Raw genomic sequence first — 20973 nt, forward strand, 5'->3', positions numbered from 1 at the left:
TTTTTAATAGAGAGTTTGGATTAAGAGGTTTTGTGTAACCATATATTGGCCAGAATAATCATAAGTAATCCAGGGACAAGTGCGATGAATGCAGGGTTTAGGCGCAATATCAGGCCGGCATTGGCAATAATTTGGTCCAACAAGTAAACAGCAATGCCGATCAGCGCAGCAAATACCAGTTTGTTGCTCAAACCGGTACGGATCGATCCAAATACAAATGGAATGGATAATAGCAGCATGGCTACTGTCATCAGTGCACTGCCAACTTTCCGCCATAACGCCAATGCATAGGAATCCGCATCCTGCCCCGTGCTGCGTAGAAATTCTACATGTCGCACCAATTCAAGTGGTGACAGGCTTTCGGGTGGTTTGGTGAGCGTTAGAATATCTTCCGGATTCAGAAAAGAGGACCAGTTTAATGTATTGAGGCGGGTTGCTAAAATTTGATCATCTTTAAATGTTCTGACAACGACATTACTTAATTCCCAAATATCATCATCGATAATATCCGCATATTGCGACAAGGTATGTGCGAGTAAGAAACCTTCTTGATCCAGTTGCAGGATTTCAATATCCGCTACTCTTTTGGCATGCAACATATGACCGATGCGCAGGATATTCTGCTCGTTGCGCGTCCAGATACCCAGGTTTTTACCTAATTCAGCACTTTGCTCCAGCGCGATCGCCCGATAGGTAATCGCTTTTTGTTGCAGCTGGGGTGCTACAAATTGCTCTAAAATCGCGACGCTCAGCAGTAGTGCAATACCGACGCTTAATGGTGCAAGACTGATACGAAGCGGTGACAGTCCGGCAACGCGCATAGCAATTAATTCCGAATCCACGGCCAGTTTTCCAAGTGCAACGACTGTGCCTAATAAAGCAACAAAAGGTGCGATCTGAATAAATCTGCGTGGCAAGAGCATCGCTGTGTAGAGAAAAGCATCTTGGATGCGATAAGTGCCTCTGCCTACATTATCCAGTTGATCTAATAAATCAAAGAAGCTGAATAATGGAAGCAGAATCGAAGCGGCAATCATGAAGCCGATCAGCACTTGGTAAGCGATATAGCGATAAATCATCATCGTGGGCGTGAAAATGGTCTTTGTCTTGATATCAGTGCATGGATACCCAATGCTGCTAGCATGAGTAGATAGAGCCACCAAACCCCCGGTATGCTGCCAACGACACCTTGCTCAACCCAGGTTTTGGCCAGTCCAGTAAAGTTATAATAGGCGGCGAAGACGAGTGCGGCAATAAGATACGTTCGATCGGTTTTATCGTGGCGCGGCGTGCTACGAATGAATGTTACTGCAATTAAAGCCAACACAATCGTAGCGAGCGGACGGGAAATTCGCCATTGCAATTCGGCAATATCACGTGGTTGATCGGATTCCCACAGTGTTCTTGTTGCGGCTGCCTTGCGCCGGTAATTCAGAGCATAGTCACTATCAATAAAATAAGTCATGTTTTTGAACTGGATGACATCATCAATGCTGGCCGTACTGGTTAATTGATAAATCATACCTTCGGATAACTGGATGTGCGGTCTTTGTTCCGGTTCTGACGGTTGAATCTGGCGAGCTTGCTTGGCAATGACAATTTCGCTGCCGTCCGGCTTCTTGATATAGTGAAAAATATACTGCATTTGCTTGTCGGCGTCATTCTTGTTGCGTACATAGACGATTCTGCCGGTTCGTTCACTACCATGAAAACGCCCGGCTTGAAACCGGTTTGTATTTAATTCGGCTTCTGCCTGTGCGTCCAGAATGTAACTTTCCGCATAGGCCCAAGGACGAACATAGGATGAGAGCATGCCGCTGACAATACCAACCGGTATCGCCACTGTCAGTACGGTGAGAACAATGCGTGTCCCGCTGACACCGGCAGAACGAATGACATTCAACTCTTGATCTTTATTAAGTCTGCCGAGACCTATGATGACCGAAATATAGAGCGCGATGGGGATTAATACTTCCAGTGCAATCAGCGTTTTTAAAAAAACCAGTTTCAGCAGGGCGGCGATTCCTAAAGTTTCAGTGACAGCTCCTGCCAAAAGCCGTGCGCTACTGAAGCTGGCAAATAAACCGACCAGAATAAGAATGACTACCGTGAAGGGCAGTAATATCTCGCGTGCGATATACCGTTCAATTAATTTCATAAATCGGTGTGATTAACATAATTGATGGTATGGCAAGTAGTATTAACGAGTGCAGGTGGCAGATCACTCAATAGATTGCGTGTTACTGGAAAAAGAGTATGGCTTTTTCTTGAGTATGGATTCGGCTAGCACTAAATCTCCGACTTTATCGACATCGACACCGGCTCGTGGATCGTCAAGCAGGATGCCCTGTATTATTACCCCGGATTTTTCGGATACGGCTTGCAATCCTTGTTGCAACGTGAGAAATCCAAACAAATACGCCAATACCATTTTGAATCCAAGTACTTGTGCGATTAATCGCCAGGGGCGTTTGCGCAAATCTTCGGCTTGCCGCCAGAATCTGATTAATGCTCGTCCTTGCGGGTTAAAAGTAAACAGATTGCAGCCGCAAAATCCACCGTCGCGTAAGCGGATAACAGTGCGTTTGGAACCGGGAAATGCGGCGGCGATATCTTGTTGTCTGACCAAACCAACCGTGGCATCACACTGGGTTACTAAGGAATCACGCAGAAAACTTTGTACCATATCGGGTGTTAGCAAGGCATGATCAGCGGTGGTTAATAATACCGGCGTATCGCTGGGTATTTGGCTCAGGCCACTTTCAGCGCTACGACTGGGGGAATCCATATTCGGTATCCAAATCACTTGCCCGGAGGCAATGCGCTGTTTTAATTCCGGGCAATGCATGTGCAGAGATTCGGGAGGGCCGCAAAGGATAATTGTGGTGACCAGATCGCAAGCCGCCAGCGTATCCAGAACGCGGATAACCATTGGAATGCCATCCACAGGTGCAAAGGCCTTGCAGGCGGCACCGGTATGCTGCGTGATGGGATCTTTGTTGGTGCGGTCGGCAGCTAAAACCAGCGCGGCGAATCGTTGCGGTGATGAACAAGATTCATCGTTCACAATGTTTTTCCATAAATGCGATAACGTTTGTATTGCTTGCTGCCTATACTGTCGAGAATGCTGCGCATTGCAACATTATCTTCAAGTATCCATGACATCTCAACTTCTTCAATGCCGCGGGCAATTCCTGCTTGACGTGGCGCATCAATGACCAGGCAAGCCAATGCCAGGCCTAGCGGTGTATTGTGAAATTGTTTGCGGACACCCATCAGTGGTATGCGGCCTGTCCGTATCTCTTTATTTCTGATCTTTTTGATTATTTTGAGCCAGCCAAACGGAAACAATCTCCCATTTAATTCGATTAACACTTCGTTGAGATTGGGAAGTCCAACCATAAATGCCGCAGCTTTGCCATCGACTTCGGCAATCTGGATGAATTCATCCGGCAGTAACATGCGCAGGCTGGTACCCAGCTCGGCAAATTCTTCCCGTGTGAAGGGAATGAAACCCCAATTTTCAGACCAGGCATCGTTAAAAATGTCCCGCAAGGTTTCCATTTCTTCATCAAAATGATTACGTTTTAATGTACGCAATGTTACCCTTGACGAAAATCGATTGATCAAAACCTGCATGACACGGGGTATTTCAAAATCGACCCGGACCTTATAAGCCAGTAGATCCTTGGCGGGAAGATAACCCTGTTCTTCCAGTAAACGGCCATACCAACGCGGTGAGTGGGGCATCATGATGACCGGTGGTGTGTCAAATCCATCGACCAGAATTCCGCATTCCTGATTGATAGAGAGATTGAACGGACCACTCACATGGCGTACTTGCCGGGAAGCCAACCAAGCTTCGGCATTCAGTATCAGCGCTGCAAAAACTTCTGAATCGTCGATACATTCCAACAGACCGAAGTGGCCGCTATCTGCGCCATAGCGTTCCCGGTGCAGCGAATCGATCTGTGCACTGATTCGCCCAACCGGTTGACCGTTTTGATAGGCGACCCAAGCTTGCCATTCACCATGTTTAAAAAAAGGATTAAAGCGGGAAAAATGGAAGCGCCGTTCCAGGCGTAAAGGCGGCACCCACAACGGATCATTGGCGTAGATGTACCAGGGTACATCAATAAACCTACCCATATCACGATAAGACATTACCGGGCGCACCGTTACTTTGGAACCAACCGGTTTATCGTGTGTATTCATGACAAATGAATGATGTGGGTTTAATGATAATGCGCTGGATTATGAATCTGTTCGCTAGACAATCCGGAATCACTGCCAATTGCATCGAATCTGTTGCTATGCCAATACTCACTGATTCGCTGTATTGCGTCATGTAGGGCGAAGAAGTTTTTAAATGTGTGTGTGTTTCAATAAATCCGCTACAAGCTTATGAAAAACTTCTTTTGGATCTGACTCTTTATGCGTAGATTGTTTGGTGCCTTCAGAAGGATCGGATGCCGAGGATTGTTCAGCTGCGGCAATTTTCTCGTCTGTGATATTGCGGCAGAAATCACAATAATTATTCCAATCTGTATTGTAGCTGAGCAGACGATCCTGAGGAAGGAATACTCTTAAAACTTCAAAGTTTTGCTGCATTCCAGGCAGCCGGGAGCAGAGGTAAATGTTGATATTCTTAGGCCAGCGTTTATGCTGAGGATACATGTCAGCCAGTTCTGTTTCTATCGTATAGCGGAAGTTATCAATCGCATCGGCGCGGCGCTTGCGATTAAGAATTTCAACAAATACAGCCACCAACCCTAGAAAGCCAAATAAGACAAATGGCCATAACGGCACGGTTTCAAAATATCCGGAGATTTGATCAATGATTTCGTTCAAGGTTGTCTCAATTTAATTACATTAGAAAACGCAGAATGGGTTCTTGTATCGAGAACCTCTACCCGGGGATATTGCCGAAATAAGCGGTCGTGACGATTGAGCAGGTAAAAGGCGATTTTTCAATGACTTATTCTGTAACAGATCGAATGTTTACCTAATCCTGACGAGGCCTACCTAGGCTCGTATCTTGCCATAGTACGCGCGATGTATCAATATTGTTATTCTGTCTTGCTCAAAGTAAAAACTGGTTATGGAAAAAGTTCGGGAAGTATTTTTAAAGGATTGATAATCACATGTGTCCGGTGACCCAAGCCGTTTTTCAGCTATTCATCAATAGCCCGCAGAAAGCGGGGAGGGCAGTTATTACTAAATTTGAATTGACCTGACACTGCTTATTGCGTTATTTTTATCTGCTTATATGTAAAAAACCATCTATTTTTATATTTGTATTCTTGCTGGCTAAGTATTTATGACCAAATCATCTAAGCATGCTGTTTCATCTCAGCCAGAGAGTTTTGAGGCGGCATCAGCTGAATTGGAGAAAATAGTGACGGCCATGGAAGCCGGGCAAATGTCACTGGAGGCTTCTCTTTCAGCGTATCAACGCGGGGCAGAGTTATTGCAATATTGTCAGAATAAACTGCAAGGTGCGCAGCAGCAGGTTCGCGTGCTTGAAGCCGGTATGTTAAAAGACTTTACAGGATCTGACCGTGATGAGCGCTGATTTTCAGAGCTGGACAGGTAGTTGTCAGGCGCGTATCGAAACATTCCTAGGATCAAGGTTACCTGCTGCAGATTGCGTTCCTGAGCGATTACATAAAGCAATGCGCTATTCAGTGCTGGGTGGAGGAAAGCGCGTGCGTCCGCTATTGTCTTTTGCAGCCGGAGAGCTTGTGCATGCAGATGTTGAGCGTGTGACGGTTGTTGCTGCAGCGGTAGAGCTCATACATGCTTATTCTTTGGTGCATGATGATCTGCCGTGCATGGATGACGATATTCTACGACGCGGCAAACCTACCTGTCATATAGAGTTTGATGAAGCTACCGCGCTGCTGACGGGCGATAGTTTGCAAACCTTGGCTTTTGAATTATTGGCGGAGAAGTGTCTGGCTGATGAGCCGGGGACGCAATTAGAGATGATCGCGCAGCTGGCAGTAGCTGCTGGCTCGCGTGGTATGGCAGGGGGGCAGGCATTTGATTTGGATAGTGTTGGCAAAACATTAAGCCTGCCAGAGCTGGAATTTATGCATATCCATAAAACCGGTGCTTTGATTCGTGCTGCTGTGATGCTCGGGGCGCGTTGTAATAACCGTTTAGATAATGATCAGTTGGGTAAATTGGATCACTTCGCCAAATGCGTTGGTCTGGCATTCCAGGTGGTTGACGATTTGTTGGATACCGAGGCAACAACGGCCACATTGGGTAAAACCGCCGGTAAAGATGCTGAGAATAATAAGCCCACTTATGTCAGTATTCTAGGTATTAGCCAAGCGCGTGAATTGGCGGAGAAATTGCAGCATGACGCTTATCAGGCTTTAGATAGCTTTGGTGAAGCTGCATTACGATTGCGTCAAGTAACCGATTTTATAATTAAACGTAAATTCTGAGTTTTATTTCTCCATTATTTTTATTTCAGGTTTTGAATGTATCCACTGTTAGATACCATTAGTTTTCCCTCCCAGTTACGTGAACTGGACCAAAAGAAATTACCGCAGGTTGCTAAGGAATTACGTGGTTTTCTCATTGAATCGGTCGCGAAAACCGGTGGCCATCTGTCCTCCAATCTGGGTACGGTTGAATTAACCATTGCCCTGCACTATGTTTTTAATACACCGCATGACCAGATTGTTTGGGATGTGGGGCATCAAACCTATGCGCATAAAATTCTGACCGGCCGGCGAACTGGCATGAGTAAATTGCGCATGCAGGACGGGTTAGCCGGATTTCCGCGCCGCGATGAAAGTGAGTATGACGCATTTGGCACCGCACATTCGAGTACCTCAATCAGTGCTGCTCTTGGCATGGCGGTCGCTGCGCAATTAAATAAGACGGATCGGCGTGCAATTGCCATTATTGGTGATGGCGCCATGAGTGCGGGGATGGCGTTTGAAGCGTTGAATAATGCCGGTGTGATGGATGCCAATTTGCTGGTTATTCTAAATGACAACGATATGTCGATTTCACGGCCGGTCGGCGCACTGAACAATTATTTGGCTAAGTTGATGTCGGGACGATTCTATGCTACGGCCCGCCGTGCTGGCGAAAAAGTGCTGGGTGTTGTTCCGCCCATGCTGGAATTGGCTAAACGCGCCGAAGAGCATGTCAAGGGTATGGTAACACCGGGTACCTTATTTGAAGAATTTGGATTTAATTATATCGGTCCGATTGATGGGCATGATCTGGATGTTTTAATTACCACCCTGAATAATATCAAGCTCCTTGATGGCCCGCAGTTTCTCCATGTGGTGACGCGTAAAGGTGCTGGTTATAGAGTGGCTGAAGAGGACCCCATTCTGTACCACGGTGTGGGTAAGTTTGATCCGGAAAAAGGAATTATTCCTAAAGCAGCAGGAAAGCCTGCCTACACACAAATATTTGGTGACTGGTTGTGTGATATGGCTGCGCAGGATTCCCGTTTAATAGGCATTACCCCGGCGATGCGCGAGGGATCCGGTTTGGTTCGTTTTTCACAGGAATATCCCGAACGTTATTTTGATGTCGGTATCGCTGAGCAACATGCGGTTACCTTTGCGGCGGGTGCGGCATGCGATGGCTTAAAGCCGGTCGTAGCGATTTATTCGACTTTTCTACAACGGGCATATGACCAGTTGATCCATGATGTTGCTATTCAGAATCTTCCGGTTGTATTCGCCATTGACCGGGCCGGATTGGTGGGGGCAGATGGTCCGACGCATGCAGGTAGTTTTGATTTGTCCTACTTGCGTTGTATTCCGAATATGACCGTTATGGCACCTGCGGATGAAAATGAGTGTAGGCAGATGTTGTATACTGCTTTTCAATTGGAGACACCCTCGGCGGTACGATATCCAAGAGGTTCCGGAAGCGGCGTGCAGGTGCAAAAAGAAATGCAAGCATTACCTATCGGCCGCGGTGAAATCCGGCGGCAGGGGAAAAAAATCGCTTTACTAGCTTTTGGCAGTATGCTGGCACCGTGCCTTGAGGCAGCCGAAGAGCTCAATGCAACAGCGGTCAATATGCGCTTCATCAAACCATTGGACGATGATCTGGTGGCATCTTTAGCTGCCAGTCATGATTTGCTGGTTACGGTTGAAGAAAATACCGTGATGGGTGGGGCAGGCAGCGCTGTTACAGAATCTCTTAATAGTCAGCAAATTTGTGTCAAAGTGTTACAGCTAGGGCTGCCGGATGTTTTTATCGATCAGGGTGATCCTGTGCAAATGCTTGCAGATTGCGGATTAGACAAGAATGGTATTATCCAATCAGTGCGGTCAATACTATCTGACTAATATTTAACTGATTGTTGTTTCAACAGTGTTGATCCTGACTGGGAGTTACGAGTGTGGAACTCAATTGTTGCCAGAGACTCCTAATCCAATAGGAGGAAATAATATGAATAAACAAATAGATTTGCCCATTGCCGATGTGCAGAGTTCGCCTGACACCCGGCGTATTGCAATCGACAGGGTAGGGATTAAAGCCATCCGCCATCCTGTGGTTGTAGCCGATAAGGATGATGGGGTGCAGCATACGGTGGCAATCTTTAACATGTATGTGAATTTACCGCATAATTTTAAAGGCACGCATATGTCCCGCTTTGTGGAAATACTCAATAGCCACGAACGGGAAATTTCTGTTGAGTCATTTCAGGCTATCTTACGGGAAATGATCGAAAAACTGGAAACAGACTCCGGTCATATTGAGATGACTTTTCCTTACTTTATTAATAAATCCGCACCGGTATCGCAAGTAAGAAGTTTATTGGATTATGAAGTGACATTCATTGGTGAGATTAAAAATAATGAATATCTCTTTACGATGAAAGTCGTGGTGCCGGTAACGAGTTTATGTCCGTGTTCTAAGAAGATATCGAATTATGGCGCGCATAACCAACGCTCCCACGTTACGATTTCCGTACGCACAAATAGTTTTGTATGGATTGAAGATGTTATTAGAATTGCAGAGAGTAACGCTTCCTGTGAACTCTATGGCCTTTTGAAACGGCCTGATGAGAAATACGTGACTGAGAAGGCCTATGACAATCCCAAGTTCGTTGAAGACATCGTGAGAGATATTGCGGAAGTGCTAAACCATGATGGGCGCATTGATGCCTATGTGGTCGAATCAGAGAATTTTGAATCTATTCATAACCATTCGGCGTACGCACTGATTGAGAACGATAAGAAACGCCGCCAATAATTACGTAACTCCTGAGTAGCAGTCTTAGTCAACGGCCTGTTGAGGAGGTGCAGCATGCCGGATACGATCACTCAAGAGCGCGCTGCCGGTGGCATCATGGGCGCTTTTATCGGCGATGCACTGGCTCTCGGGCCCTCATTGGTATTGCGATCTCGCTGAATTGCGGCGTGAGTTCGGTGAATGGATTACTACCGATCCCAAACCTGGCCGCTATCATAGCGGACGCAAGGCAGGTCAGTTCTCTCAAGCAGGCATTATTCTCACGTTAATGTTGCGTTCCCTGGTTGAACATAGTGAATATAGTGAGGTGGATTTTTGTCGCCGCTTGGATGAGGAGCTCTTTCCGTTTGTTGATGGAACACCGATCGATGGGTGGGCCGGGCGGTTACACCAGCCAATCAATTCGGGAAACATGGTGGCGGCGTGTGGAGCAGAAATTGCCATGGGGTCAAACAGGCGGTCATGCGGATGACACGGAAGCAATTGAGCGGCACGGCTAGCCTTAGCCGTTCGCTATGCGTTCCAGCCTGCTGAACTGGCTACCGCAGTGGCAAATAATACGCGCCTTACCCAGATCGATATACCGTAATCTCAATGACTGTTGCTTATGCAGCGGTGCTAGGTATGCTGATACAAGGGCATGCGCTGGACAAAACATTGTCGGATAAACTTATGAAACTGGTAAAAACCGGGAAGCTACCCTTTCATGCCGTCACTTTTGCTGATTTACAACCGCCGCGCCAGAGTGATCTCGATCCACCCCGCGCCATTCTCACCGGCACACTTGTCGGCGCCCAAGTAGGTTTATCCGGCATTCCGCAGCGATTCCTTGACGGACTTGAAGATGTCGACACCCTCAAGAGTCTTGCTATGGATCTTGCTGTGCAGGCGGTCAGTGTCAATTAATATCAGCAAGAAGTAATTTAACCCGATACTCAATCGTGAATGGGGTGAATAAACAAAGCTAGGGTTTGCGGCCGGTTACGATGCTATAGTAGCCAAAAGCTTTATGGATTTGAATTTCCTCAAATCCGATTTCCTTTAACATCGTTGATAATTCCAGACCGGAGTATTGCTTGCCTTCGGTCCAACCCATCATCATCATACTGAATGCTGCGGGGGCAAAAGGACCTGTTTTCTGATCATCATAAAGCATTTCGTGGATGATGATGCGTCCACCGGATTCAAGGCTATCGAAGCTCTTTGCAGTCAGGAAGTGGCACTTTTCCGGTAACCAGTCGTGATAAATGTTTGAGTAGAAATGTAGATCAGCTGAAGGCCAATGATCATTCCAGATATTAGTTTCGTGTGTCTTGATACGTTCTTGCAAACCATATTGATCAATATATTCTTGAGCGAGCTCACATACCGGAAGAAAATCCAGAAATAGTACTTTCAGATTGGGTAGCTTTAATGCTGCACCAATCGAATGCGCAGCAGAGCCTCCTGCGACATCGAGCATCAGTCGATGCTGAGAAAGATCCAAGATCTCTGGCCAAACGAATGCTGATGTGATACTGGTGCTATGCATTCCGCGCGTAAAGCGGTGCAACAATTCGATCTGCTCTTCATGCGTCTTAAAAATGTCACCGCCGCCATAAGCCTGCGGAGAATCTGTAAGAACTGCTTTTTCCAGACTTGCAAAGGAAGATACCTGATAGTTGTCGATCATCAGATCCCAGAAAAATCCGAAATAATTGGGATTCTTTTCCAATAAATATTCCTCTGACACTGCGGTCAGCGCATAGCATCCCTTTTGCAACGATAAAAAACCCAATGCGGTCGCTGCTGTCAGGATGGCTTCTGCCGGACGTTGCTTGATATTGAGTGCATTGCAAATATCGGTTAATGTGCGCGGGCCATCTGCCAGAAAAGGGAAAACTTTTAACCGATGCGCCAGCAGTAATGCGGGATAACCGTAAACCGCAAAGACTACATCCCATACCGGACGATCATCGACTCGCGGTGCCTGGATGTTGGAAAAAGCATCTTGTGCCATCAATCCTCCTTTAACTTTAATTGATTTACCAGATACACAGTCGTAAGTTATGTGTAAATACTTAGGTTGCTATACCGCATAATTTAAAGAGGCTCCCGATGAATAATAGAAGTTTTCATCGATTTTTCAGTCTCAACCAGACGTTTGATATTTTGTACCGTTCTTTCAGCGCCGTCTTTAATAGCAGCGCGGACTAATCCTTCGAATGGCCGCATGATGGCCAGAATCTCAAGCAACTCAAAAGAAAACGTCAGTTTGGTTGAGTGTTCAGGATGGACAGCCTGTAATTCATATGTGCAACGATAAGGATCAGACACCCCAACAAGTGTTAGGCGCACACCGGGCTCATAAGTGGAAATTTTAAACTTGGATTCTGTTCGGCGCCCTTGGTCGATACGTACCTGTCGCCCCACAGTGCCTAACTTTATCGGGCCGGGAGTGATTTGTTCAAGTTCTTTAACCTCTGACGACCATTTGGGGTAATTCTCAAACAAGCCTTCCCCGAGATACTGAAAAAGCTCGTTAGCCGAGCATTCCACGATAGTATGTGCCTTGCCTATGACCGGCTCGGTGGAGCCTAAATTGAGCATCGAACCTAAATTAAACATATTGCTTGATCCTTTCTGATTGGTGAATTCCCAATTCAGTTGATTGACTGGCAATTAGCTTAGACGTTAAACGAATAAAGGATCGATTTCAAGCACTATATCAGTAAGAAATAATTATTTTTGGAAGACGAGGAAACAATTGGCAATTAAATACTGCTTATTCGTTTAAAGTGCACGGGCATGAGCTGCGCGCTATATTGCCTGTTGTTTGGTAAAGTCTTTGATACGGAATCCCAGTAGCCATAAAGCGGCGAAATAGCTGAATGCACCAAGAATAACTATCCAACTTAATCGGCCGGCACGCGCCATGGCTGAGTCGATTAACCAAGAATCATCACTGCCTGTAGCAAACCATAAGACAACACCCATAATCGACAAAGCGATCAGTATTTTCACAAAGAAAATAAGCCATCCGGATTGTGGTTGATAAATTTTATGACTGCGTAACTTGTAATACAGTAGCCCTGCGTTAAGACAAGCTCCCAGACCGATTGCTAATGCCAGTCCAGCGTGTTTTAAAGGAATAATGAAGGCGAGATTCATCAGTTGTGTGGCAATCAGCGTGATGACAGCAATTTTGACAGGTGTTTTGATGTTCTGGCGAGCATAAAATCCAGGTGCCAGCACTTTAACCAGAATTAATCCGAGTAACCCTACACTGTAGGCAATTAATGCTTCGCGTGTCATCCATACATCATGATCAGTAAATGCGCCGTGGTGAAAAAGCGTTGTGATTAGAGGCGTTGCTAATAATGCCAATGCCAGGGCCGCCGGTAAGGTTAGTAGTATTGTCAGTCGCAAGCCCCAGTCGAGCAAGCGGGAATATTCTTCGGTGCTATTGCTGTTGTAATGCCGGGCTAACGATGGCAATAGAATTGTGCCTAATGCCACACCCAGCAGACCGGCGGGGAATTCCATTAATCGATCGGCATAATAAAGCCAGGATACACTGCCGGTAACAAGAAGTGAGGCAAAGATGGTGTTGATCAACAAACTGATCTGGCCGACTGATACTCCAAAAATTGCTGGGCCCATTAATTTGATCACACGCCAGGCACCGGTATCCGGGTTTCTGAAACGGATGCGAGGCAATAGTTTGAGCCGTAGCAGAAAGGGTATCTGGAAAGCGAGTTGTAATATACCACCGATAAACACTGCCCAAGCCAGCGCGAGAATCGGCGGATCGAGTAAAGGTGTGAGCCACAGTGAGCAGCCGATAAATGATAAATTTAATAGCGCTGGCGTAATCGCAGGAACATTGAATTTTCCATGGGTGTTGAGTATGCCGCCTGCCAAAGCAACCAAGGAAATAAAAAATATGTAGGGAAACGTAATCTGCAGGAGTTCAACGGTTAAGTTGAATTTCTCCGGATTGGCAGAAAATCCGGGCGCACTGGCGTAGATAATTAGCGGTGCAGCTAAGATACCAATGGCGCTAATGAAAAAAAGTGTGATGCCTAGAAGCGTGGTGATGTGATCAACCAAGTCTTGCGTTTCTACGGGAGTGCGCGTGTTTTTATACTCGGCAAGAATCGGAACAAATGCTTGTGAAAATGCGCCTTCGGCAAATAGTCGCCGTAACAGATTGGGGATACGGAAAGCAACAAAAAAAGCATCGGTTACCATTCCTGCACCAAAAATCCGCGCAATGATGACGTCACGCAAGAAGCCGAGAATGCGCGATATAAATGTCATGCTGCTGACGGCAGCGAGGGCTTTGAGTAAATTCAAAACGATATATAAGTATTTGCGCGATTAGTGGGCAAGATGGAAGGCTGTTTTGCCCGGATTAGCTGTGATTCAAAATCCGTGCGCTTCTCAATTTCAATTCAGAATAATTTTCAACTCCAACCAAAATAAAAAGGGTAGTTTCAGCTTAGAAGAGGCGGCTTATTTTCTTCATGAAGCCAGCTTCTGACCAGTTCCATTGCAGGCAATATTCGGCACCAAGTTTTGGGTTTTTAATATCGGCTTCGATTTTGGTTTGTCCGGTAACAACGGGCGGTAATAGCGCTTCTTCTATGTCATCATGCTTGCAGAAAAACCGAGCTGAAGAAATAGAGCGTCCCGCCGGTAATTCAACAGTTAGATGCAGCTGCCGTGTGTCATTGTCAACGACGTGGGAAAGAACACCTTCTGTTTGTGTAAAAGCATCTTCGTATTCATACGATAGGATCAGATCAGAACCATTCACCACTTTTAACTCAGGTGGAAGTTTCATGCATACCCGATAGCTTCCATTTTCTTTTATCTGCTCAGCCGGATCGCTATCATTGACTCTGAAGTTACTGATGCTGCCCATCCCACGTATATTTCTAAACCAATATTCTGAATTATCAACATGGCAGGCAGTTGTCATTTGTGTTTGTATTAGCGTTGCCTTATTGCCGTTTGTGTCGTGGATAGTCAGTATTTTTCTTAGATCTGAGATAGTAAATGCGGATTTGTTTTGTCTGTATTGATCATAGACCAATATCGCTGCACTGAAAGCAAATATTAACCCGATTACAAAGTAGTCAGTCAACAGTGCGACCAGAACGCCGAAAATAATGAGTGTTACATTGATATAAAAAATGAGTTGGTTGGGTTTGTCAAACATTCAGGACTCCTCAATTTGCAGGCTATTTTTATAGTATTTATCGAAGCGCTGAGTTTATCAGAGAGAAGCATGCAAAAAAAGCAAGATAGATAATAGATTGAAGCTGATCCAGGAAAAGGACGCAGATTGATCCATACCAAGTGATAGCTTTCCATTCTGATGTGCGGAGATGTAAGAAATTCTCGAAGCAATCAAGAAATGAGGGACTTCATTTGAATTTGGAGTTATTATCACGTGTTATCGAATTGATCAATTTTTATGGAGGAAGTTAGATGTCAAAAAAATCAATGAAACCTATTTCATTCGCATTAGGTACTGCACTTGTAACCAGTCTTGCTGCCAGTAATCTCTCAGCTGATACCCGCGCAAATCCTTTTGCGATGAATGAACTATCTGGCGGTTACATGCAGCTTGCTGATGCAAGCAGTGCCAACAAATCAGACCAAGAAGGTAAATCTGATAGCAAGAAAACTGAGAATGAAGGTAAGTGCGGTGAAGGGAAGTGTGGTGGTAAAAATGAAATGAAACAAAATATGGAAGGAAAATGCGGCGGCAAGAAAGCCGAGCAAGAAGGTAAATGTGGTGAAGGGAAATGCGGTTCTAAAAAGTAATTCGAACAATCCATGAGCAGTAACCATTATCCTGTTCATGGCGCTGGTCTTGGTCTGCGGCGCTCGTTAATGAGTTCGATTGCGGATCAAGCCACGCATCCGGTTGATTTCTTGGAAGTTGCACCGGAGAACTGGATTGGTGTGGGGGGCCGCTACGGAAAAATTTTTTGTGAGCTGACTGAGAAATTTCCTTTTATCTGTCATGGATTATCACTTTCAATCGGCGGACCGTCGCCATTGGATGAAGCCTTTCTACAACGGCTGAAGCGTTTCCTGAAAGCGCACCACATCCGGTATTACAGTGAACACCTGAGTTATTGCAGTGACGACGGTCATCTGTACGACTTGCTTCCAATCCCCTTTACGGAAGAAGCGGTGCATTATGTCGCAGATCGTATCCGGCTTGTCCAGGATATCCTGGAACAACGCATTGCAATGGAAAATGTTTCCTACTATGCGGCACCTGGTAAGAAAATGGAAGAAATTGATTTTATTCAAGCCGTGTTGCAGGAAGCAGACTGTGATTTGCTATTAGACGTCAATAATATTTATGTGAACAGCATCAACCATCGATACGATGCCGAAACATTTCTCCGGCAACTGCCCGCCGAACGCATTCGTTATATTCATGTTGCCGGACATTACCAAGAAGCAGAAGATCTGATTGTGGATACACACGGCGCGGATGTCATTGATCCAGTCTGGCAATTACTCGAAAAGGCCTATCAACATTTTGGCGTCTTTCCCACGTTGCTGGAGCGTGATTTTAATCTTCCACCGCTCGCTGAGTTGCTGGGAGAAGTAGACATCATTCGTGCATTGCAGTCAAAAGGGCTAGATCGAAGCAGTGGTCACCTACAACACGGCTGATCGTCCTGATTTTGTGCGGCAGCAATATGCGTTTGCGGCACATATCCGGAACCCGGAAAAAAATCCTTGCCCTGAAGCGATCGAAAAGCGGCGTATGAAAATCTACCGCGAACTTTTCTATAACAACGTGGAAGATTTCATGGCCAATACTTATCCGGTATTACGTCAAATTACACCGGATGAACGCTGGCACGCCATGATCCGGGATTATTTTTCTAACCACCTGTCGCATACCCCTTTGTTTTCGGAGATGCCGCGCGAGTTTATAAAATATCTGGAACAGGAGCGCAATCCGCGTGCTGATGACCCGCCTTTCATGTTGGAGCTTGCTCATTATGAGTGGGTTGAGTTAGCACTTTCTTTATCAGATGAGAAAGTTGACGAAGCAAAAATAGATACGCAGGGCGATCTGCTGGATGGGATACCTATTATTTCTCCCCTTGCCTGGTCACTGAGTTATCGTTTCCCCGTTCATAAGATTAGTCCGGCTTTCCAGCCTAAGGAAGCCGGTGAAATGCAAACGCACTTGATCGTTTATCGCGATGCCAATTTTGATGTGCATTTTATCGAGATCAATCCAGTGACTGCGCGGCTAATGCAGCTGATCCTGGAGGATAACAACCAATCCGGGCGAGTTTTGTTGCAACAAATGGCCGCAGAACTGAATCACCCGCAACCCAATATCGTTATCCAGGGCGGTATAGAAATATTGAACGATCTCAGGAAGCGTCAAGTGATCTTTGGGGATAGAACTTGACGATCAAGAAATAGCGTTACAGCTTCAAGGTGTTATGCCGTTAGACTGCCATTGGTAAATGATGAAGGCGCATACCTTGTGCGGAAAATCAAATGACACGGACGTCTGACATGAAGGAAAATAGCGTCGGCAGTATCCCCTCTGTGCACAACATGACAAACTTTCTGGTTTCTTCCGTACATGATATGAAGAATTCAGTGAGTATGTTGATTGGTGGTCTGGAAAAAGCGCTTGCGTCAGCTGAAGCAACCCAACTTTCTACGCATGCGGAATTGATGCAGATGAATCATGAAGCAAAACGTATTAACAACAACCTGATTCAATTGCTGACACTCTATAAGCTGGGTCAGAAAATTTATCCCTTTGATCTACAATCCATTTGCCTGGATGAGTTTTTGCATGTGATGGTCGCGCAATATAGGGAGTTACTTAGATTTCGTGCGATTAATCTGGAGGTTCGTGTTGATCACGGACTTTACTGGTATTTCGATGAAGACTTAATCAGTGGCGTAATTGGTAATGCGTTAAATAATGCTATGCGTTACACGCGTGACCGTATCCATATAATCGCCGAAGAGAATGAAGGAAAACTGGTGTTGCGGATTGAAGACAACGGGAATGGCTATTCGAGCCAAATTCTACAGGAAAGTGATGATTGCGCGCGCGGCGTTGATTTTCAGGGCGGTAGCACAGGGTTAGGTTTCTATTTTTCGGCGATGGTGGCACGTATGCATCACAATCAAGGTTGCTTAGGCGAACTAAAGCTGGAGAATGGCGGCTCACTCAGCGGCGCTTGTTTTGTGTTACGCCTTCCATAATGAATGGTCATTTATTGAAATCATGAATACTAGTGAGTTTAATGCTTTAACAGCAGATATGGATTTCACAGACACGACTGTGCTGATAATCGACGATTATCAAGAAATGCGCAGCATTTTTCGCGATATCTTGCGTAGCTGTGGCGCTGATGTGAAGAAAATATCCATGGCGGCAAGCGGAAGCGAAGCCATTTCTTTAATCAAGAAAACTCAGTTTGACATCGTGCTGTGCGATCTCGATTTAGGATCCGGGAAGAACGGACAACAAGTACTTGAGGAAGCCAAGCATCTGTCGCTTGTTGGGTCTTCCTGTCTGTGGATCATGATCTCTGCAGAAAAATCTCCGGAAGCAGTGACAGGTGCCGCAGAATATCAACCTGATGCCTATTTGCTGAAACCGGTTACCGAAATGAATTTGCGTTTGCGCTTAGCCAAAATTTGGGGAAAAAAGAAAGCATTTGCTGAGATTCACCAAGCGATGAAGCAGCTGGATTATTCTAAGGCCATGAATCTGTGCGATCGACGTTTAACTTCCGATAAGGCGAATGCGGCTGATCTGCTTCGGACTAAGTGTGATTTGTTATTGATTACTGGTGAATATGATCATGCCAAAACCGTATTGGAAAAAATTTTGGCTGAGCGCGATCTGCCCTGGGCGAAAGCGGCGGTAGCTAAAATTCTGTTAAAGAAAAATGATTTTGAAGCAGCTAAAATATTGCTCGAGGAAACTGCTGAAACAAATCCTGCATTTCTTGAAGCGCACGATTTACTCGCGCATACATTGCAAGCTATGGGCGATCTCGAAGCAGCAAACAATGTACTGGAACGTGCAGTAAAGTTATCGCCAAACTCGGTATTACGACAGAAGAATCTTGGCGCCGTGGCAATGAAAATCGGCAAACTGGAGAATGCTGAACGGGCTTTCCGCAAGAGCGTATCGTTAGGGGAGGATTCCGTACTCAAAACAGCAGACGCCTATTTTGGCCTTGCTAAAGTATGTAGTGTCAATAAAAAACCTGATGAAGCAATTAAAGTACTGGGTCAGCTCAATAAGAACTTCGCTACGGATGAAATGCGCCTAAAAGTGTTGGCAGTGGAGGGAATGATTTATCATCAAAGCGATAATGCCGAGAAGACTAAACAGATCGCCGCTGAGATCATCCAGTTGATAGACCAGGATGCTATTCATCCAGACAGTGAGGGATCACTGGAAATAGCCCGCTTGCTGATGGTTACGGACGATAAGGACAAAGCCATCAAATTATTGCAGCGAGAGATTAAGAATAATCCAGAGAATGCTGCCTTACTTCAAGATGTCGCGGAAATATTTGATCAAGCTGGCATGGGCGAAGAAGGCAGTAAATTGATTGAGACGTTACGCCAGGAAGCCATGCTGATTATGAATCGTGGTGTATTGCTCGTCAGTAAGGGGCAGTATGAAGAGGCAGTCAACGCCATGCGGGATGCTTACGCAGCAATGCCGGCAAACATGCGTGTGTTACTCAACTTAGCCTACGTAATTATTACGTATATTCAAAAAAAAGGACCAACGGCAGAGCTGATTCAAGAAGCGCGTAGCAGTCTTCTCGCTGCAAACGAATTATCACCCGGCGAGCCGCGTTTTATCCGCTTGATGGCTTCACTGAATGAGTTCTCCGCATCAGCATGATCTATAACGAAAGCTTTTCTCCAGAAGAAAAGCTTTCAGTGCAAACGAGCTTAACTGCCCACCTTAACAAAGCCGCCACCTTGGTTAATCCAAACTTCTCCTGTCAAGACATCACTAATCGTCGTGGCATCCGTCTCAAAGCAATCGGGTACGCTCTGACTTGTATAGGTGCCTTTAGTGAAATAATTCACCGGGGGTGTTATCACTATGCCATCAATCGGTAGAGACCCTATTGCTCCGGTTATGGCTGTTGTAATATCGAGACAAAGATCAGAATTGACAACCAAGTTGGCAGTCTCAGCCGGTGCATTCATCGTGCAGTGTTTAACGTTTGCTGCTGCATCAACAATAGCTTGAAACGGATTGGGTAATCCTGGAATGCTGGTTGATATACCTGCTATGCTTGATGCAGTAATCGTATTGCTGCTAAGCAAGGAGATACCGCTTGCCGTCGTTTGTTGCGGTACTTGACAAAGATTGGTGTTGATCAGGTCAGGGGCGGCGACACAGTGGCCATTTGTAGTGACCGTTACGACATTGCCGCTCTGGCTATAAGTCACACCGGCGAAGACATTAGCGGTATCGCAAGCAGCGATGCCGCCACTTCCACCAGAATTATTAATTTCGTTGATTAAACTTGCAAGCGTGTCAATCACTGTCGGATTATCTCCCCAAGGCCCTCCCAGCACATAAACGCTATTATCGTTTTTGTTTACACCGGCATAAATGCCGAACTCTGGATAATACCGGAATAGCCAGGGCTCGATATTTTGCGTGGCCTGATGGCTCGGGAAGATCGTTGGGTAAGTCTTCTCAGCCCAGTTGAGCAATGTTTCGGTATCACTTGCAGTATCCGCGAGAGCAGAATGCGTATTGCAGAACAGAAAGAATGTGCAAGCCGATAAAAGTAACTGTTTTATGTGCTGTTTCATATTGAAGCGCCTCGATTGATTAAATGAGTTGAATGTTTAAGTAATGGAATGTTCCATATATTTTAAAAATCATGGAGACATTATTGCATTTTATGTATTGAATCTAGATCAGGAATTAGCTGGTGTAAAGTATGTATTTCAACGAATACAAGGCAACTGAACATCATAGAAAAGCACCAAAATGGATCTTCTTGGTGGATTTATTTGTCTGTACGTATTGCATGAGAATCCACTGGCACTATTGAGATGTCATCTGAATCGGGTTTTATCCAGAAGGGCATATTTTTATTGATGCACTTTGACAGCCAGTTGCAGCAATTTTGAGCTGATATCGAGCCCTGAAGCACGTACTTTGGCCAAATTAATTTCAAAAACTATTTTTTCATTGATTAAACTCATATTGATTGCAACACCTTGTGCGGCAGCATTCTGGCTATCAGCCAGTGTCAGGATGGGTTCATTCTGTAGATCATTCAAGATTCTGGATAACTGGCCACTAACTGATTTAGAGAAGAAGATCACCTGGCACACTTTTAATTGATCAAAGTCAGCAATACGCATGACTTTGATGTGGCGATTATTTACCGATCTGTTTTGTAGTTTATCGATTTCCTGGCCGAAATAATCTTCCCCATAAATACACAGATTAATTGTCTGACCGGTACTGTCGGGCCAGTGGGTGAATGCAATAAAGTTATAAATAAACGCTGCTTTGACTTGGTATTCAATCATGCTGTCAGCCATCGCCACCGAGTGAGAAACCGGCAGGCAGAAACCCAGATACCAGGCGAATAGAAAGTGATAGAAACTTCGTTTCACGAATTTTTTTGAGTGCCTGAACAGTCGATTAAATAAGTGCAT

22 protein-coding genes and 1 pseudogene are annotated in these 20973 nt (G+C 45.4%); 12 read left to right on the forward strand and 11 right to left on the reverse strand.

Annotated features, from left to right (window positions below; translation table 11 throughout):
* Positions 1–20: 20 nt before the first annotated feature.
* From lptG to K2P83_RS03550, 5 genes are all read right to left on the reverse strand, one after another.
* Entirely contained in the window at positions 21–1082 is a 1062-nt protein-coding gene (gene lptG, locus K2P83_RS03530) for an LPS export ABC transporter permease LptG (protein ID WP_292926500.1), read from the reverse strand.
* Positions 1079–2158 (reverse strand): LPS export ABC transporter permease LptF, encoded by a 1080-nt coding sequence (lptF, locus tag K2P83_RS03535; RefSeq protein ID WP_292926501.1) that lies wholly within the window; start codon positions 2156–2158, stop codon positions 1079–1081. Before lptF ends, lptG begins: the two co-directional genes overlap by 4 nt.
* Positions 2159–2221: 63 nt before the next feature.
* Complete coding sequence (locus tag K2P83_RS03540) at positions 2222–3067, reverse strand: nucleotidyltransferase family protein (protein WP_292926502.1); 846 nt, start codon at positions 3065–3067, stop codon at positions 2222–2224.
* Positions 3064–4215 (reverse strand): N-acetyltransferase, encoded by a 1152-nt coding sequence (locus tag K2P83_RS03545; protein WP_292926503.1) that lies wholly within the window; start codon positions 4213–4215, stop codon positions 3064–3066. Before K2P83_RS03545 ends, K2P83_RS03540 begins: the two co-directional genes overlap by 4 nt.
* A 150-nt stretch (positions 4216–4365) precedes the next feature.
* Positions 4366–4851: a hypothetical protein gene (locus tag K2P83_RS03550; RefSeq protein ID WP_292926504.1), complete on the reverse strand. Its 486-nt coding sequence runs from the start codon at positions 4849–4851 to the stop codon at positions 4366–4368.
* A gap of 469 nt (positions 4852–5320) precedes the next feature.
* Here K2P83_RS03550 and K2P83_RS03555 point away from each other — a divergent pair, with 469 nt between their 5' ends.
* From K2P83_RS03555 to K2P83_RS03585, 7 genes and pseudogenes are all read left to right on the forward strand, one after another.
* The gene (locus K2P83_RS03555; protein ID WP_292926505.1) at positions 5321–5575 is read left to right on the forward strand and encodes an exodeoxyribonuclease VII small subunit; all 255 of its coding nucleotides are present in this window, start codon (positions 5321–5323) and stop codon (positions 5573–5575) included.
* A complete protein-coding gene (locus tag K2P83_RS03560; RefSeq protein WP_292926506.1) occupies positions 5565–6458 on the forward strand; it encodes a polyprenyl synthetase family protein in 894 nt (297 codons plus the stop codon). Before K2P83_RS03555 ends, K2P83_RS03560 begins: the two co-directional genes overlap by 11 nt.
* A gap of 36 nt (positions 6459–6494) precedes the next feature.
* Positions 6495–8339, forward strand: a complete 1845-nt coding sequence (gene dxs / locus K2P83_RS03565) for a 1-deoxy-D-xylulose-5-phosphate synthase (RefSeq protein WP_292926507.1) — start codon at positions 6495–6497, stop codon at positions 8337–8339.
* 103 nt (positions 8340–8442) lie between these two features.
* Entirely contained in the window at positions 8443–9249 is an 807-nt protein-coding gene (gene folE2 / locus K2P83_RS03570; protein ID WP_292926508.1) for a GTP cyclohydrolase FolE2, read from the forward strand.
* A gap of 115 nt (positions 9250–9364) precedes the next feature.
* Positions 9365–9535, forward strand: a pseudogene (locus K2P83_RS03575) (ADP-ribosylglycohydrolase family protein); the annotation flags it as partial.
* A 64-nt stretch (positions 9536–9599) separates the two neighbouring features.
* Complete coding sequence (locus K2P83_RS03580; RefSeq protein ID WP_292926573.1) at positions 9600–9749, forward strand: hypothetical protein; 150 nt, start codon at positions 9600–9602, stop codon at positions 9747–9749.
* Positions 9750–9843: 94 nt separating this feature from the next.
* Positions 9844–10155 (forward strand): hypothetical protein, encoded by a 312-nt coding sequence (locus K2P83_RS03585; RefSeq protein WP_292926509.1) that lies wholly within the window; start codon positions 9844–9846, stop codon positions 10153–10155.
* A gap of 58 nt (positions 10156–10213) precedes the next feature.
* Here the strand turns inward: K2P83_RS03585 and K2P83_RS03590 are convergent, their stop codons facing one another.
* The 4 genes from K2P83_RS03590 to K2P83_RS03605 form a co-directional block, all read right to left on the reverse strand.
* Positions 10214–11248: a methyltransferase gene (locus tag K2P83_RS03590; protein WP_292926510.1), complete on the reverse strand. Its 1035-nt coding sequence runs from the start codon at positions 11246–11248 to the stop codon at positions 10214–10216.
* Positions 11249–11331: 83 nt separating this feature from the next.
* Entirely contained in the window at positions 11332–11910 is a 579-nt protein-coding gene (locus tag K2P83_RS03595) for an SRPBCC family protein (protein ID WP_363279345.1), read from the reverse strand.
* Positions 11911–12048: 138 nt separating this feature from the next.
* Positions 12049–13587 carry a murein biosynthesis integral membrane protein MurJ gene (gene murJ, locus K2P83_RS03600; protein WP_292926511.1) on the reverse strand — a complete coding sequence of 513 codons (1539 nt, stop codon included), beginning with the start codon at positions 13585–13587 and terminating at the stop codon, positions 12049–12051.
* Positions 13588–13732: 145 nt separating this feature from the next.
* The gene (locus K2P83_RS03605) at positions 13733–14455 is read right to left on the reverse strand and encodes a hypothetical protein (RefSeq protein WP_292926512.1); all 723 of its coding nucleotides are present in this window, start codon (positions 14453–14455) and stop codon (positions 13733–13735) included.
* Positions 14456–14727: 272 nt separating this feature from the next.
* Here K2P83_RS03605 and K2P83_RS03610 point away from each other — a divergent pair, with 272 nt between their 5' ends.
* The 5 genes from K2P83_RS03610 to K2P83_RS03630 all read left to right on the forward strand — a co-directional run bounded on the left by K2P83_RS03610 (position 14728) and on the right by K2P83_RS03630 (position 19180).
* A complete protein-coding gene (locus tag K2P83_RS03610) occupies positions 14728–15066 on the forward strand; it encodes a hypothetical protein (RefSeq protein WP_292926513.1) in 339 nt (112 codons plus the stop codon).
* A gap of 12 nt (positions 15067–15078) precedes the next feature.
* A complete protein-coding gene (locus K2P83_RS03615; RefSeq protein WP_292926514.1) occupies positions 15079–15936 on the forward strand; it encodes a DUF692 domain-containing protein in 858 nt (285 codons plus the stop codon).
* Positions 15914–16693, forward strand: coding sequence for a putative DNA-binding domain-containing protein (locus K2P83_RS03620; protein WP_292926515.1), 780 nt, complete (start codon positions 15914–15916; stop codon positions 16691–16693). The genes K2P83_RS03615 and K2P83_RS03620 overlap by 23 nt, the downstream gene beginning before the upstream one ends.
* A 92-nt stretch (positions 16694–16785) precedes the next feature.
* A complete protein-coding gene (locus tag K2P83_RS03625) occupies positions 16786–17511 on the forward strand; it encodes a HAMP domain-containing sensor histidine kinase (RefSeq protein WP_292926516.1) in 726 nt (241 codons plus the stop codon).
* Positions 17512–17533: 22 nt separating this feature from the next.
* The gene (locus K2P83_RS03630; RefSeq protein WP_292926517.1) at positions 17534–19180 is read left to right on the forward strand and encodes a tetratricopeptide repeat protein; all 1647 of its coding nucleotides are present in this window, start codon (positions 17534–17536) and stop codon (positions 19178–19180) included.
* Positions 19181–19230: 50 nt separating this feature from the next.
* Here K2P83_RS03630 and K2P83_RS03635 read toward each other — a convergent pair whose 3' ends face one another.
* Both K2P83_RS03635 and K2P83_RS03640 read right to left on the reverse strand, forming a co-directional pair.
* On the reverse strand, positions 19231–20112 hold the full coding sequence (locus K2P83_RS03635) for a hypothetical protein (RefSeq protein WP_292926518.1): 882 nt from the start codon (positions 20110–20112) through the stop codon (positions 19231–19233).
* 285 nt (positions 20113–20397) lie between these two features.
* Complete coding sequence (locus tag K2P83_RS03640; protein ID WP_292926519.1) at positions 20398–20931, reverse strand: YfiR family protein; 534 nt, start codon at positions 20929–20931, stop codon at positions 20398–20400.
* Positions 20932–20973: the final 42 nt, after the last annotated feature.

The sequence above is a fragment of the Nitrosomonas sp. genome (genome assembly GCF_019752415.1).
GTDB lineage: Bacteria > Pseudomonadota > Gammaproteobacteria > Burkholderiales > Nitrosomonadaceae > Nitrosomonas.

Coding starts and splice junctions, on each gene's coding strand:
- lptG (WP_292926500.1), bottom strand. CDS start 1,082: ATGATGATTTATCGCTATATCGCTTACCAAGTGCTGATCGGCTTCATG.
- lptF (WP_292926501.1), bottom strand. CDS start 2,158: ATGAAATTAATTGAACGGTATATCGCACGCGAGATATTACTGCCCTTC.
- K2P83_RS03545 (WP_292926503.1), bottom strand. CDS start 4,215: ATGAATACACACGATAAACCGGTTGGTTCCAAAGTAACGGTGCGCCCG.
- K2P83_RS03555 (WP_292926505.1), top strand. CDS start 5,321: ATGACCAAATCATCTAAGCATGCTGTTTCATCTCAGCCAGAGAGTTTT.
- K2P83_RS03560 (WP_292926506.1), top strand. CDS start 5,565: ATGAGCGCTGATTTTCAGAGCTGGACAGGTAGTTGTCAGGCGCGTATC.
- dxs (WP_292926507.1), top strand. CDS start 6,495: ATGTATCCACTGTTAGATACCATTAGTTTTCCCTCCCAGTTACGTGAA.
- folE2 (WP_292926508.1), top strand. CDS start 8,443: ATGAATAAACAAATAGATTTGCCCATTGCCGATGTGCAGAGTTCGCCT.
- K2P83_RS03585 (WP_292926509.1), top strand. CDS start 9,844: ATGACTGTTGCTTATGCAGCGGTGCTAGGTATGCTGATACAAGGGCAT.
- K2P83_RS03590 (WP_292926510.1), bottom strand. CDS start 11,248: ATGGCACAAGATGCTTTTTCCAACATCCAGGCACCGCGAGTCGATGAT.
- K2P83_RS03605 (WP_292926512.1), bottom strand. CDS start 14,455: ATGTTTGACAAACCCAACCAACTCATTTTTTATATCAATGTAACACTC.
- K2P83_RS03610 (WP_292926513.1), top strand. CDS start 14,728: ATGTCAAAAAAATCAATGAAACCTATTTCATTCGCATTAGGTACTGCA.
- K2P83_RS03615 (WP_292926514.1), top strand. CDS start 15,079: ATGAGCAGTAACCATTATCCTGTTCATGGCGCTGGTCTTGGTCTGCGG.
- K2P83_RS03625 (WP_292926516.1), top strand. CDS start 16,786: ATGACACGGACGTCTGACATGAAGGAAAATAGCGTCGGCAGTATCCCC.
- K2P83_RS03630 (WP_292926517.1), top strand. CDS start 17,534: ATGAATACTAGTGAGTTTAATGCTTTAACAGCAGATATGGATTTCACA.
- K2P83_RS03635 (WP_292926518.1), bottom strand. CDS start 20,112: ATGAAACAGCACATAAAACAGTTACTTTTATCGGCTTGCACATTCTTT.